This window comes from Streptomyces sp. NPDC001492 (genome assembly GCF_053597275.1).
Genome location: NZ_JBSFHW010000076.1, coordinates 16,527 through 31,849 on the forward strand (window position 1 = coordinate 16,527; position 15,323 = coordinate 31,849).

Annotated in this window: 6 protein-coding genes; 3 read left to right on the plus strand and 3 right to left on the minus strand. The window is 67.1% G+C overall.

Going from position 1 to position 15,323, the window contains the following annotated elements; translation table 11 throughout:
- Positions 1-147: 147 nt before the first annotated feature.
- Entirely contained in the window at positions 148-588 is a 441-nt protein-coding gene (locus ACWC1K_RS47835; protein WP_450840195.1) for a hypothetical protein, read from the minus strand.
- A 16-nt stretch (positions 589-604) separates the two neighbouring features.
- A complete protein-coding gene (locus ACWC1K_RS47840) occupies positions 605-7,786 on the minus strand; it encodes a polymorphic toxin-type HINT domain-containing protein (protein ID WP_450840196.1) in 7,182 nt (2,393 codons plus the stop codon).
- Positions 7,787-8,094: 308 nt separating this feature from the next.
- On the opposite strand from ACWC1K_RS47840, the gene ACWC1K_RS47845 reads away from it, so the two are divergent.
- A complete protein-coding gene (locus ACWC1K_RS47845) occupies positions 8,095-11,292 on the plus strand; it encodes an FG-GAP-like repeat-containing protein (protein ID WP_450840197.1) in 3,198 nt (1,065 codons plus the stop codon).
- A gap of 369 nt (positions 11,293-11,661) precedes the next feature.
- Positions 11,662-13,209, plus strand: a complete 1,548-nt coding sequence (locus tag ACWC1K_RS47850) for a M4 family metallopeptidase (RefSeq protein ID WP_450840202.1) — start codon at positions 11,662-11,664, stop codon at positions 13,207-13,209.
- 42 nt (positions 13,210-13,251) lie between these two features.
- On the opposite strand, the gene ACWC1K_RS47855 is transcribed toward ACWC1K_RS47850, so the two are convergent.
- A complete protein-coding gene (locus ACWC1K_RS47855; RefSeq protein ID WP_450840204.1) occupies positions 13,252-14,643 on the minus strand; it encodes a M1 family metallopeptidase in 1,392 nt (463 codons plus the stop codon).
- A gap of 82 nt (positions 14,644-14,725) precedes the next feature.
- Between ACWC1K_RS47855 and ACWC1K_RS47860 the strand changes: the two genes are divergently transcribed.
- On the plus strand, positions 14,726-15,226 hold the full coding sequence (locus ACWC1K_RS47860; RefSeq protein ID WP_450840198.1) for a hypothetical protein: 501 nt from the start codon (positions 14,726-14,728) through the stop codon (positions 15,224-15,226).
- The last annotated feature ends 97 nt before the right edge of the window (positions 15,227-15,323 follow it).

Sequence of the window (15,323 nt, forward strand, 5' to 3'; positions counted from 1 at the left end):
TCAAGCTGTGCTTCGGGGGCCTGACGCGCTCTTTCCCGGAAGAACAAGACGATCCGATGCGCGACTTCCTGGTGACAGCAGAGAGCGAAGCGGTGCAGGTCAAGGTCACGGCCAGGACCTGGGCGGTGACGGCCTTGACGCCTTCTTTCAAGCCGACAATTCCTGCTGCGCCTCGGCATATGAATTAGCCGGAGCGAGCTCAGACATCTTATCAAAGAAGATAGCTCCGGAAACCCTGAGGGCATAAAGGAGATTCTCCGATGAAGTACTGGCTTTCCTGATCTCATTTCCGATCTTGGCGGTCACCAAGACCCGATTTCCTGTAGCCTGAAAAACGAGCTTGATGGGCTGATCCGGGAAATAGGTTTCCGCGTGACCCGACAACCGAAATTGCGCCACCATCTCCGCAAGGTAACACCAGAGTTGGTCAATATAATCCCACTCTTCAAGACCAATGATCTCCACTCCGCCAACGGACAGCCGAATGGCACCCTCGATGTAATCGAGGTCAGGCGGCGGCGTACGGCAGCTCTCCACCTGCACGAAACCGCCGTCAGTCACCTTTAGGAACGTCTCGATCTCAACCACGTCACGGGCCCCTCGACTATGGAGATTCGGGGTAGAACTGACCTACTCGACCTCTGTTCATGCCGAGCACATAGTCGACTCCATTTACATTTCCACGGATCTGATACATGCCCCTACTGCCTCGCTGAAGGAGCGTATCTCGATTCTGTCGCATGACCTCACCAATCGCGCCTTGGACATCATCGATGCTCATACCCGAATCAAAGAAAGACTGTGTCGCCTTCACTGAACCATCCCAGTATTTCGGGTGGTGACGAGTGAGGATGTGCTCCATCCCCTTCTTGTCGAGCAAAAACGTGTCATTCCCGAACTGGAACCGCTGACTGCGCCAGTCTCGAAGAGCCGGAAGACATCCTCCACTGTTATGAACGAGTACCGGCGTCTCGCCCGCCAGCACATAGTACGTGTGCAGCTGTTCCACCGTGAGGTTGTACATATCGCGATCGCCCGGGCGATGGATCACCGCGACAACACGCAGGTGCTGGTCGGTGGCGCTGTTGAGGGCATGGCCCGGTGTGAGCTGACCGGCGGGGACCCAGGTGTGACTCGTGTCGTCCCAGAATGGGTGCCTGGCGGTGGTGTGGAGGGTGGCCGTGCTGCCGTCGGCCAGTCGGACCCGAAGGTCGATCAGGTCGTAGTCGTGGTTGATGTGAGTGGCAGTGACAGTCCGGGGGCCTTGATGTTTGCCGGTGTCGGGATCGGCCGCTTCGACTTTGTCGCCGGTTTTGATCTTGCCGATGGCCTTGGTCTCACCGTGCTCCATGAGCACACGGGTGTCGGGAGTGAAGCTGAACTTGCATCCAGCAGCCGCGGCTGCCCCTCCCCCCTCCCCGAACAGCACCTCGGCCGCCATTCCGACGCTACCGCTGATGGCCAGGGATCCACCGGCCGCCACCTCGACTTCGCCACTGGCCACGCTGAGGGCGAGCGGCCCGCAGACCTCGATCGTCGCCAGGCACGCGAGACCGCCGACGCCGACGCCGACAATCTTGTCGGCCACCGGGTGCTCACTGTCGAGGAGACCCAGATCCCCGGCTTCCGCGCAGAAGGCGCTGCTGGTGTCCTCCATGCAGACCCCAGTCGCCCACAGGTGCAGTTCGTGCCGGTAGCTGCCGGTCATTCCGCGTGCTGCGAACTCCCGGCGAGTGGGGACCCTCGTGCGCGCGATGGTGCGGGGGTATGTGCGGCCGCTCTTGGTCGGGTGGTAGCCGGCCGCGGGACCGGAGACAGCAACGAACTTGCCGCCGCGCTTCTCGTAGCACCCCTCGGTGGTGCATCCCGGCCCGTGGCTCGGCGTCCAGGCCGTGTCGGGGTTGTTCATGCTGCATCCGTCGCAGAACAGGCCTGTCGGGTCACTGCCGGTGACGGGGTTGTTGTCGGCGTAGGCGTAGCCGTTGAAGGACTGCGGGTCTGCGCCGTTGAGCAGGGCGTCAGAGCTGAGGAACCGGCCGAGGGCCGGGTTGTACTCGCGGGCCCCGATGTTGGTCAGGCCGGTGGTCGTATCGATCGTGCCGCCGACGAAGCCGTGGTCACCGGGCCAGTTGGTGGGGGCCTGGCCACGGGTTTCCCCGAAGGGCGTTACCGGACGGCGGGTGACAGTGAGCGTGTCGGCCGTGATGTCGTCGGTGGCGGTGCCGTTCGGATCCGCGGTCTGGTAGCTCAGCTTCGTTCCGCTGGTGCCTGCGGTTGCGGTACGGACCGCGGTGGGCGCCCCGGCCAGGGAGTAGTAGCGGGTGGCGCCGGTGACCGCGCCGCCGGTGAGGGTGAGCTGGTCGCTGCCGAGGTAGAGAGTGGTCTTGCCGTCGTCGGTGCGGGCGATCAGGTTTCCGGCGTCGTCGTAGTGGTAGCCGGCCGTGTGCTTCGGTGACGCGGCCGGGCCGACGGTCAGCGTCGCGAGTTTGCCGAGGGAGTTCCAGGTGTAGGCCTGGGCCTGGTCCGGCTGGTCGTTCCCGCCTGCTGTGGCGGTCAGAGCAGTGGGGTTGCCGGCCTGGTCGTAGCTGTAGGTCTGGGTGGTGTCGGCCGTGCTGACGGTGTGGACGGCGTGGGTATGGCCGGCGAGGTCGAAGTGCTCGTCGGTGGTGGCGTCCTTGGTCGTGTCACCGGTGACGTCGTGGTCGGTCTTGGTGGTGCGGTTGCCGGTGAGGTCGTATCCGTAACTCTGCCAGTACGGGGTCGGGCCGCCGAGATGGTCTGCGCCGGGCGTGGTGTTCGTGCATCCGCCGATGCCGTTGATGCTGGGTGAGTCGTCGGTGTGCGTGCCGCCGGTGTCGGTCCAGGCGTCGGTGAGACGGCTGAGGTAGTCGTAGCGGTAGCACTGGGTGTCGGTGTGCGCGGTTCCGCCGGCGTCCTGGACGTCATTGGCCGAGGTGATCTGACCAGCCTGGTTGTAGGTGTAGTCGACCTGGTCGACGGGGCTGGTTCCGTCCTCCTTGTTCACCGTGTGGGTCAGGAGCCGGCCGGTCGCCTGTTCCCAGGCGTCGGTGGTGACCACCTGGTGGGGCATCACGCCCATCGTGGTGCGGAGCGTCTGACCGAGCGGGCTGTAGTTGACGTTGGAGGTGTAGGCGTCAGTGCCGCCGCTGGAGGCAGGCAAGCCCAAGCCGTTGTAGCCGTAGCCGACCATCTCGTCCCCGATCAGGCCTCCGGTTCCGGTGGTGGCGATCTGGACGGTGTAGGGCAGGTCCTGGACCGACGTGTACTTGTTGGTCGTGCTGTAAGTGACGGCGCTGGTGTTGCCGTAGGCGCCGGCCGGGATGCTGATGCTGGTCCCGGAGGGCTGGTAGGTCGTGGTGTAGCCGGTGACCGTGCTGGTGTAGACGGTCTTGCCGTTCTCGTAAACGATGCTGGACTTCGGCAGGCCCAGGGCTGTGTCAGTGGCGGCGTCGTAGTAATCGTGGTGGCTGAGCTTCACCTTCTGCGACGTCTTGGCGTCCCAGCCCCAGGTGTCGCTGACACGGCCCAGGTTGTCGTAGTCGGTGAAGAGGTGGCCGGTCTCGTCGAGGCCGTCCGTGTACGTCTCCAGCGCTTCGCCGTCGTCGTTGTAACTCGTGTGGCTGGTACCGGTGTCCGGGTCTGTGCCGGCCGTGACGTGTCCGAGCAGGTCGTAGGCGCTGGTCCAGGTGACCTTCTTGGCGGCCGCGTCATCGCTCGGTGCGTCCGCGGGCAGAGGGCCGACGGTCCGCAGCGTCTCTCCCGCCGCGTCGTAGGCGTAGACCGTCTTGTCGTAGGTGCCGGTGGGCTTGGTGCCCTGGAACTGGCGCAGTTCGGTGGTCTTGCCGCGGGCGTCGGTGATGGTCGCGGTGGGGGTGGCACCGGCGGGCGGGGTGACCTCGGTCTCGTCGGCGCCGGGGTAGGCGGTGGTGGTCTGCCACTGCTGGTGGCCCAGTGAGTACAGGATGGTGGCCGTGGGGCGGCCCTGGCCGTCGTAGGTGGTCCGGGCGGTGGAGGGGACCTGAGCGTCCACGGGGGTGACCAAAGTGCCCGACGGGCGGGACGCGTCCTTGTTGAAGTAGGCGGCGTTGGCTGCGGTCGTCCAGCCGTGGGAGTCGTAGTCGGTATCGGTGATCAGGCGGCCGACGGCATCATTGAGAGGTGTGGACTGCGTCTGCCGCAGCTGCAGCATGCCATCATAGATCTCGTACTTGGCCGCGTACTCACCCCCGTCGGTGTACTGCTGCGTCTCCACATAACTCGGGGCGGACTGCGTCACGGAGTACGTGAACTTGGTGCTTGGCGTGGAGGCGTTGGCGGCCTTGGTGTGGTTCGGAAGCCAGACGGCGGTGAGGCGTCCGAGGCCGTCGTACGTCTCGGTGGTCAACCGCTTGTTGGGGTCGGTGACGGTCAGCGGAAGCTGGCGGCCCGGGTCGACGGTCGTGGTCGTCGACCAGCCCTTGATGTTCGTCGACACGGTGGTGACCGGCAAGTACTTGGCCTTGGTGGCCTTGGTGCTGCTGTTGTCCGTGTAGGCGATCGTCGTCCAACGGCCCATCGGATCGGTGCTCTTGGTGACGCGACCGTAGGTGTCGAACTCCGTGCCGGCGGCCTTGGCCCAGGTGAGGTTGCCCTGGTCGTCGACCAGCTTGGCCTTCTGGGTGCTGGTGGCGTCTCCCGCACCACCCGAGGGCAGGTCACCCAGGCTCGTGGACTTGTCGTACCAGGTGCGGGTGTCCGACAGAGTGTGGGCGTCCGCCTTGGTGACGCATCCGCCGGCCTCCGTGATCACCTCGGCCGGGAAGGCATACATGTTCCGGGAGGCGTCGGCGGCGTAGGCGGTGGTGGTGCAGTTCTCCGGGGTGGTGGTGCCCGCGACGGGCTTGCCGTCGATGCCGACCTCGCCCTTGTCGTCCACCTGGGTGGGCAGGCCGGTGACGCTGTCGAATGCTGTGGTGGTTTCCGAGGTGCGCCAGGTGCCGTCGGCCTTCAGAGCGCGCGTGTCCACGCGGTCGGTGTCGGTGAAGCGTGCTGTCAGGTCCGGCAGCTTGCCGCCGCGGACATGTGTGGCCGTGGGCGCCGACGTCCAGGGGTGGTTGACCGTCTGGGACTGCGGGCTGCCGCCGTCCCTGTCGTAGACCGTGGACTGGTAGCTGTATCCGGCCAGCGCGTTGTCGTCGGTGAGGCTGTCACCCACTGCGTCGGTGACCTTGACGGATGTGGTGTCACCGGTGGAGGTCGCGTTGCCGTCCATGCCGCGCAGGTAGTCGGTGACTTCCTCGGTGACCGGATCGGAGCCCGCGCCGGAGCGGGTGATGACCTGTGCGTAGCCCCGGAACTGGTCCCAGGTGCGGTACTTGTCGACAGTCAACTCGCTGTCGTCGTGGTGCCAGGCCGCGCCGCCCTTGTACTCGTAGGTGGTCACGTGCGGCGTCGACTTGGCGGTGGTCGCATCGCTCTCGTCGACCTCGGTGACCGGGTAGGTGTAGAACCAGTCGAGAATCGGCGCCGTGTAGCCGGGCGGGGTCCAGCGGACGGGGTAGCACGCCTGGGTGTCGGCGTCCTCCTTGGGAAGGCTGGTCCGTGAGCAGGAGCTGGGCTTGTAGGAGACGGTGAGGGTCGAGCCGGTTTCGGTCTTCAGCGACTGGAGGCGGTAGCGGTTGATCGGCGGAACGTTCTGCGGCTCCTCCAGACCGTCCACGCGGTTCGGCACGGTCGCCTGGCCCGTGGTGGCCAGCGTCGGCAGGGTCTGCGCGGTGCCTCCGCCGCGTGTGTCGGAACCGGTGTGCTGCACCGAGGACAGCCACATGGCGGGCTTGGTGCCGTCCCCGGGATCCGGGTAGCTCTGCGTGAGGCTGTACGTGTCGACCGTGGACCAGGCCGGGGTGGCCAGCGACTCGTCCCACACCTTGGTGGTGATCGTCGAGAGCCGCATCGTGGACCAGAACGTCGGCGCGTAGTTGGTGCATGTGCCACTGGAGGCACAGTTCTGGTCGAACGGGGTGTCGGGCCAGTGCGAGGCGGTCGACGTGGTCGGCGCCTTCGTGCAGTCCACGCTGTTCTTGCCGTCGCAGCGCTGGGCCGCGGTGAACACCACCTGTGCGGCGGGGGTGTTCTTGGCCACGTAGTCGGCGACCTGCTGGCCATAGGAGATCGTGGAGGGGTAACCGCCCCGCGTGTAGGCGGTCAGTGTGTGGGCGGAGCCGCGGCCGTAGTAGTTGGTCTCCGCCTTGTAGGCGTAGGTGGTGATGTTCTTGTGCGTGTCGACGACGAAGTCCAGGTTCCACCGCCAGCCCTGGGTGCACTCGGAGGCGGCGAGAGTGGAACCGTGGCAGGGCTCGCCGGAATCGTCTCCGTAGACGGGCACACCCCAGGCAGCGTTGGTGCTGGTGTCCTTGCCGTCGCCGCCCGCGCCGCTCGGCAGGTGGTCGGCGCCGAAGTAGTACTGGGTGCCGTCGTTGTCGGTCAGCCGCCAGTAGGTGCCGTCCTGCAGGCCGTTGGAGGCACCGGAGACCTCCTCGACGACCGATCCGTCGTCGTCGGACAGCCGCCATATCGGGCTTCCGTCGGCGTTCTTCTTTCCGGTGGGCACGAGTTCGCCGGAGTGGCCGGCCACGGAGACCGTCGCGTTGTCCCCGGCCCAGCACTCGTCGTAGTCGCCGGCGTGGCCGTCATCGACGCAGGACCGGTAGGACCGTTCGACGAAGCCGGGTGAGTAGTCCCAGCCGTCGCCGATCCAGGAGGCCTGGTTGTTGGTTGCCGAGGTCCGACCGTCGATCGACGCGGAGTCGTACGACAGGGCAACGGTCGGGGCCTCCCCGCCGACGGACGGCGGGGTGGATATGGGGTACGAGTACGTGAAGGCGCCGGTGTTCCCCGAGGTCCCCCACTTTCCCGAGGGGGAGAGCGAGGTCGCGGAGTACGTGCCCGAGGTGCCGGCGGGAGCCGGGGTGGCGGCGAGTACGACGGCCCCGGAAGCCGAGGCCGCCGAGAGGCTCGCCTTCTGCTCCGGCGCCGGGTTCGTCACGGCGGCGGGAAGGATGAGGTCGGCGACCAGGCGGTGCTTGGCGTAGTCGTTCGCGGACGCGGCGACCGTCTTCTGTACTCGGCAGGCCGCCTTGTCCGGCGTGGTCATCGCGCAGGCTGGAAGTTCGACCAGGTGCAGTCGGGTGGCGTAGTCACCACCGAACGCATCTCGGAAGGCGCTGTAGTCGAGAGCCACCGACACGCGGTCGGCGCGGGTGCTGTGATCTGTACGACGCAGGGATACGACGATGCCGTCGACCCCGGCCTTCTGTGCTCCGCGGTGACCGGCCACCACGACGTTCACGTCGCCTGTCGCAGCTGTGTCCGCGGCCTTTCCTACGGAAGCGAGCTTCTTGGTGACCGCCTTGGGCAGCAAACCGCGGTCGAGCGCTCCAGGTTGGCCGATGGTGACCGGCGTCCCCGTGGCGTGCACACTGCTCGCCGGTTTCTGCGCGGTCTTCGAGTCGAGCGACTTGTCGGCGGTCTTCGTGCCCGGCAGCGCAAGGGCCGACAGGTCCACCTTGGTCGAAGTGGCTGCCGGCCAGCTCGGCCGCACCGGCCGGAACGGCTTCATGGGCGTGGACCGCACACCGCTCGGCCGGGCCTTGGCCGTGCTGACGCTCACGGACTGCATCGAGGACAAGGGGAACGGCGACCAGAGCTTCGGCGTCTTCGCCGCATCGGCGACGGTGGCGTCGGTCAGAGAGCCGGCCAGCAGGCCCGCCGAGGCCAGTGCCACCACACCGAGCCGCGCTCTCCTCGTGCGCAACCGCTTTCGCCGCAACACGTCTTCCCCCAAGCACAGTTGTCACAGGTCTCTCACAACCTTGGCAACGTATCTGCGTTTGCCGCTCGATAAGCCAAGCAATCGCCATGATCACGTCAAGCATGTGAGGCGGAGGTAAAGCATCCGACAACGATGGCGCAGTCAATCCATGAGCACGCAAAGAGTTTCCCTGCTCTCATCTCAGGCCGCTTTATCGCACTAACGTGCGGCCCGCCCATGTCTTGAGGCAGGTACCGGGACAGCAGAGACAGAGACGAGGCCGCATGACCCGCGCACGAAAGCCGAGCCAACGACGCAGACCCTCCTCCGCGTTGGTCACGAGTGCGGCCGCGTTCGCGTTGGCGCTCGGTCCCGCCGTCGTCTCCGCACATGCCGACAGCCAGGCACTGGTTCCGGCAACCGCCCTGACACAGGCCGAGACCACCGCCTCAGTCCAAGCGACTTCGAGCGGCAGCCCAGTCCCCGTGGACGAGGCCACCACCGCCGAAAGCACCCTGACAGCTCAGCCGGACGGAACCTTCGTCCAGCGCATCAGCGCACAACCCGAACGCCTGAAGCGTGACGGAGCATGGGTGCCGCTGGACTCGACCCTGCGGCGCAACAGCGACGGCAGATACTCTCCGGCCGCTTCCAGTAGCGGTCTCGCTCTGTCCGACGGCGGCACCGGCCCCCTGGCAGCCCTCGACAACAACGGCAAACAGCTGTCGCTGTCCTGGCCGACGGCTCTGCCGACACCGAAGGTCAACGACTCGAGCGCCCTCTACCCCGATGTACTACCGGGCGTCGATCTGAAGGTGACCGCCGACGAGCAGGGCGGCTTCTCGGAAGTCCTCATCGTCAAGACCGCCCAGGCCGCGGCCGACCCTCGCCTCGCCACCCTCACTCTGGAGACGGACACCCACGGCCTGAATCTGGCCGCGGATGCCGGTGGCAACCTCACTGTCAGCGACCCTGCCACCGGTGCTGCGGTCTTTCATGCTCCGGCAGCCTTGATGTGGGACTCCGGTGCCGTCAATCGCCAGGCCCGGAGCGCCAGTTCGGCTGCCGTATCCAGAGGCAGTGTCCGGCCTGCGGCCGTGCGCCCTGCCGTCGCCATCGAACAGGGCGCAACACAACCCTCCGAGGACGGCACTGCCCCGGTCGACCTGAGCAGCGGGCCCGGTCCGACATCGCAACAGGCTCCTGTCCACACCGATGTCAACTCTGTCGGCCAGCTGCGACTCACCCCCGACCCTGGTCTGCTCAAGAACGCGAGCTTCCCGCTCTACATCGACCCCACCTGGGTGACAGTCAAGGACCAGGACAAGGGCTTCACCTACGTTCAGCACGCCTATCCCGGCACAAGTCACTGGAACGACAGCGACGCCAAACTCGGTGTGGGCTACCAGGGGTACACCTCGCCCATCGGCGCCGAGCGTACGTACTACCAGTTCAGCATCGGCAGCACCATGGGCGACAAGAACATCCACCGTGCCGAACTCGACGTCGACGAGACCTACTCCGCCGACTGGGGCTGCACCAAGTACCGTGTCACCGAGACCAATGTCGACCACATCAGCAGCTCCACCACCTGGAACAACCAGCCCGACGCCTTCTCCCAGACCGACACCTACGACTTCACGGGCGCCAACAACAAGGACTGCCCGGGAGGCGATTCGGGCGGCTTCGATGTCACCGGCTCTGTCAGCAACGACGGGGACGGGACCGTCACCTACCGCCTGACCGGCAGCGAGTCGAACGAGACCGCCTTCAAGCGCTTCTCCACCAAGGCGACGCTCTCGATCACCTACAACACGCCGCCGCGCACACCGACCAGCACCACCTCCAACCCCAAGCCCGTGAGTCCCGCAACGTACGGATGCGGCAGCTCTCCCTACGGCTGGATCCCCAACACCGATGCCTCCGGCGGAGTGAAGCTCTACGCGCACGTCTCGGACCCCGACGGCGACAAGCAGAACATCCGCGGCCAGTTCGCCTTCTGGGACAAGGGCGGATCAGGGACCGCGGACGCCGTCAATCTGATCTCCACGGGCGACTCCGACGGAAACTCCAGCACGGTTCCGGGCAGTGGAGGCACCGTCCAGATCACCGTCGATTCAAAGGACCACCCGCTCAAGGACGGCCATCTCTACGGCTGGCACGTCCGTACCGACGACGGCATCGACACCTCTGACGAAGCGGACAACTGCTACTTCTGGTACGACGCAACCGCGCCCACCCATCTCACGATCACCCCGAAGGACGACCTCTCCGGCTTGCACACCGGCGATACCGTCCACTTCACACTCGCCGCCGGCGATCCCAAGCCCGCGGGCGCAGCGGCCAGCGGGCTGGACCACTTCATCTGGTCCGCCACCTCCTCGGCCGCACTGGCCAACGACGGGGGCACCTCGATCACCGCGGCAGCCGACGGAACCGCGTCCCTGACGTACACACCCACGGCATGGGGAAGCACCACCCTCTGGGTCGCCGCCGTCGACAACGCGGGCAACCAGTCCCAGCCCGTCCGCACCAGCCTCTACGTCCCCGATGACGTGAACGCCACCGTCGAACCCGGCGACATCGACAACGACCACATTCCCGACCTCGTCGCCGCCGACTCCGGCACGGGCAACCTCGACCTCGTCCGCACCGACAAGGACGTCCCCACGAGCAACGGCCTGCCCGCCCCCGTCATAGCCTCCGGCCCCTACGACGCCCCCTCGGCTGCCGACGGCTCCACCACCTGGGCCAACACCCTTCTGGCCCACCGTTCCAGCAACGAACACAGCTCCAGCGGCAACCGGGTCGACGACCTGTGGGCCTACAAGAACAGCCACCTGTGGCTCTACACCAACAACCTCAACAACAGCGGGGGCCTGGCCGGTAACGGCAACCGCTACTTCACCAGCGATAACCGCTTCGCGGTCGCCAGGCCGGCCTGCACCAAGGGAACCTGCTCCGCCTACGCCACCGACTGGTCGGCAGTCAGCCAGATCACCGCCCCCGGCGACGTGAACGGCGACGGCCACCCCGACCTGGTCACCGTCGAGAACGACCACCTCTGGCTCTTCCTCGGCGCCACCACCACCGGCATGTTCACCGAAGCCCACGAGATCGGCACCTCCGCCTGGAACGGCTACACCATCACCTCGCCCGGCGACACCGATCACGACGGCCACCCCAACCTCTGGGCCCGGAACAAGACCACCGGCGTCATCTACGACTACCCCTTCGCCACCGACGCCCTCGGCACCCGCACCGCCATCACCAACGGCGCCTTCACCACAGCCGACCGTCCGCTCATGACCTCGCCCGGCGATGCGGACGGAGACGGCATCGCCGACCTCTACACGGTCACCGGCGACAAGGAACTGTGGGCCAACATGGGCACCGCCCCCGACGCCAACGGCTATCGGCTCGGCACCCACCACCTCGCAAGCGTCGCCACGCTCTGGAAGACCATCACCAACATCGCGTAGGCCGAGGGACCGGGTCCGGCTTCTTCTCCTCCCGAGAGGAAGCCGGACCGCGGTGCCGGGTGTGACGGATCGCGCGCCAACTGCGCTTACAAAACAGGGAGTTGACCCGACCCCACCCGTCCGCATAGCGGATCCCCAGCAACGGCTTTCGGATACAAACACGTAAAGTCTTGACGGCGGTCTGTCAAACAGACCGGATCGGATGACACCCTCTCCTCGCTCGCCGCAACTCTGTGCCCCACCTGTGCCATCTCTGTGCCTCAACCATGAGGCCGGCCCGAAGGAGACCGAGTGAGACAGCGTTCCCACGGCACCCGCACCACCCGCAAGACCGCCCTTCGCACCGGCGCCCTGATCGGCTCCGCCGCGATGGTCGTGCTCGCCCTGCAGAACGGCGCCGCCACCGCGGCCCCTACCCACAACAGCGGCGCCACCGCCCTCCCCCTCAGCGCCTCGGCCCGCGCCGTCGCCATCAAGTCCGCCCAGGAGGCGGCCGGTTCGACCGCTCGGGAACTCGGGCTCGGCGCGCAGGAGAAGCTCGTCGTCCAAGACGTCGTCAAGGATGCCGACGGCACCGTCCACACCCGCTACCAGCGCACCTACGCCGGTCTGCCCGTCCTCGGCGGCGACCTGGTCACCCATGTGGCCAGGAGCGGCGCGCTGAAGGGTGTCTCGAAGGCGACCAAGGCGCGGATATCCGTGGCGTCGACGGACGCCTCCCTATCGGCCGCCGCCGCGAAGAAGTCCGCCCTCGCCGGGACCAGGGCCTCCACGGCCACCGCCCGCAAGGTCGTCTGGGCGGCCGGGGCCAAGCCCGTCCTCGCCTACGAGTCCGTCGTCAAGGGCCTGCAGCACGACGGCACCCCGAGCGAGCTGCACGTCATCACGGACGCCACCACAGGCAAGAAGATCTACGAGTACCAGGCCGTCGACACCGGCACGGGCACCAGCGAGTACAGCGGCACGGTCACCCTCGGCACCACGGCCTCCGCCTCCGGCGGCTACGACCTGATCGACGGCGGCCGCGGCGGCCACAAGACGTACGACCTGAACGGCGGCACGTCCGGCACCGGCACCCTCTTCCACGACGCGGACGACACCTGGGGCGACGGCACCCCGGCCAACCGTCAGACCGCCGCCGTCGACGCCGCGTACGGCGCCGCCGTCACCTGGGACTTCTACAAGTCGGCCTTCAACCGCAACGGCATCGCGGGTGACGGCAAGGCCGCCTACTCCCGGGTCCACTACGGCAACGCGTACGTCAACGCGTTCTGGAACGACAGCTGCTTCTGCATGACGTACGGCGACGGCTCGGGCAACACCCACCCGCTGACCTCGCTCGACGTGGCCGGGCACGAGATGAGCCACGGGCTGACCGCGGCCACGGCCGGCCTCAAGTACAGCCGGGAGTCCGGCGGGCTCAACGAGGCCACCTCCGACATCTTCGGCACCTCGGTGGAGTTCTTCGCGAACAACTCCTCCGACCCCGGTGACTACCTCATCGGCGAGAAGATCGACATCAACGGCGACGGCAGCCCGCTGCGCTACATGGACAAGCCCAGCAAGGACGGCAGCTCGGCCGACTACTGGTCGCGCAACGTCGGCCGCCTCGACGTCCACAACTCCTCGGGCGTCGCGAACCACTTCTTCTACCTGCTGAGCGAGGGCAGCGGCGCGAAGACCATCAACGGGGTCTCCTACAACTCCCCGACGTACGACGGCTCGACGGTCACCGGCATCGGCCGCGCCAAGGCCGACCAGATCTGGTACAAGGCCCTGACCACGTACTTCACCTCCTCGACCACCTACGCGGGCGCCCGCACCGCCACCCTCCAGGCGGCGAGCGACCTGTACGGCGCGGGCAGCACGGAGTACAACGCGGTGGCCGCGGCCTGGAAGGCCGTCAACGTCAACTGACGTCCGCACACCGGGGCTTGAACTGCCGGACCGCCCGTTCCGTTACGGGTGGTCCGGCTTTCCCTCCCCGTACAGCCAGTCCTTCCAGATCTCCTTGAAGTCCTTGTCGGGTGCCTTCTTCTCTACGTACGCGGTGAAGTCGTCGGTGTCCGCGTTCCCGTGGCGGTGGGCGGCGGCCCAGCCCTGGATGATGTCGTAGAAGGTGTCGTCGCCGACGGTCTGCCGGATCTTGTGCAGGACCATCGCGCCGCGCTCGTAGACGAGGGGGTCGGAGATGTGCGCCGCACTGCTCGGCTTCGCCGGCGAGTAGGCCCAGATGTCCTTGTCGCCGTCCTTGTAGCGGGATTCGAAGGTCTGCTGGCAGGTGTCGCCGCCGTGGTCCTCGTCCCACAGCCACTCCGCGTATGTCGCAAAGCCCTCGTTGAGCCACATGTCCCGCCAGCTCTTCGGGGTGACGGAGTCGCCGTACCACTGGTGGGCGAGTTCATGGACGAGGGTTCCGGTGTCGGGGGCGCCGGGGAAGACGGGGCGGTTCTGGGTCTCCAGGGCGTACCCGGCGTCGTCCGGGCGGTCGACGATCGCTCCGGTGGAGGAGAAGGGGTACGGCCCGAAGTTGTACTCCTCCCAGTCGATGATCTCGGGGAGCTGCGCGAGCACCTTCCGGCTCGCCTTCGCCTGGGTGGGATCGACGGCGACGTACACGGGCAGGTGCTTGCTGCCGATGGTGGACCGGCTGATGTCGTAGTGGCCGATGGCGAGGGTGGCCAGGTAGGTCGCCATCGGTTCGGCGGTGTGCCAGGTGTAGGTCGTACGGCCCCCGCTGCTGCTCTGGCCCGTCAGCTCCCCGTTGGACACGGCCTGCAGGCCCGTCGGCACGGTGACGGCGATGTCGTACGACGCCTTGTCGGAGGGGTGGTCGTTGCCGGGGAACCACGCCATGGAGCCGGTGGGTTCGCCGAGCGCGAGCGCGCCGTCGGCGGTGCGCAGCCAGCCCTCCTCGGACTCGTCGGGGTCGGTGATGGTCACCGGGCTGCCGGAGTAGCGGACGGTGACGCGGAAGGTCTCCTCGTCGCGCAGGTCGTCGTGCGGGCGGACGGTGAGCTCCTGCCCGGTGTGGTTCCAGCGGGCGCGTCTGCCCTCCACGGTGACCTCGTCCACGTGCAGCCCCTTGAGGTCGAGGTCGAAGGCGGAGAGGTCCTGGGTGGCGCGGGCGGTGATGGTCGCGGTGCCGGTGAGGCGGTGCCCGCCGGCAGGGTCGTAGGCCAGCTTCAGGTCGTAGTGGCCGACGTCGTATCCGCCGTTGCCCGCCTTCGGGAAGTACGGGTCACGCAGGCCGGAGCCGCCCGGTGTGCCGTGGACACCGCCGCACGCGGTCAGGGCCGGGGCCAGGAGAACGGCGAGGGCGCAGAGGACTGCGGGGGCTCGGCGGACCATGGGGGCGCGGCGGGCTGCGCGGACAAAGGGTACGGGTCTGGGCACGCCGATGATCCTATGGCGGCGTGACACCATCTCGTACGTGCTCGACATCGGCTATGCCCTCTCCAACCGTTTCCCGGACCCGCCGCAGACGGACTACCGCCGCGCGGACGTCCACGCCCTGCGGCACGACCTGTTCTGCGGTGATGTCTATCTCGCCGACACCAAGGCGGACCGGGAGCTGTCCACAGCCTGGGGATGGGTGCCGGTGCTGGACTTCGCGTGGGCGCTGTGCGACATCGTGGAGCGGATCGACCGCGACCCGGCGGGCTCCCGCGCGTCCCGGCCCCAGCGCGCGGAGCTCGACTTCACCGAGTCGACCGACCGCATGCTCTTCGAGCGGCGCTTCGGGTGGGTGGATGTGGAGGCGGACTGGATGCCGGCGGAGGAGCCGCCGCTCAGTTTCTCCCACAGCGAGCTGAGGCGGGAGGCGCGGGATTTTCTGCATGACCTGATTGCCGACCTGGTCGATCTTCATGAGGACCTTGGGGAGAACCCGGCGATCTGGACACTGCAGGCGCGGTTTCCCAGGGTGCCGTGACGTTCGGTGCCGTCTGCTGGGGGCTGCCGCCCCCAGACCCCCGCTTTCGGCCTGAACGGCCTCGTCCTCAAACGCCGGACGGGCTGAAAGATCAAAC

What these genes read in the sequence shown, in the direction of transcription:
- ACWC1K_RS47850 (WP_450840202.1), top strand. Translation starts at nt 11,662, where the DNA reads ATGGTCGTGCTCGCCCTGCAGAACGGCGCCGCCACCGCGGCCCCTACC.
- ACWC1K_RS47855 (WP_450840204.1), bottom strand. Translation starts at nt 14,643, where the DNA reads ATGGTCCGCCGAGCCCCCGCAGTCCTCTGCGCCCTCGCCGTTCTCCTG.
- ACWC1K_RS47845 (WP_450840197.1), top strand. Translation starts at nt 8,095, where the DNA reads ATGACCCGCGCACGAAAGCCGAGCCAACGACGCAGACCCTCCTCCGCG.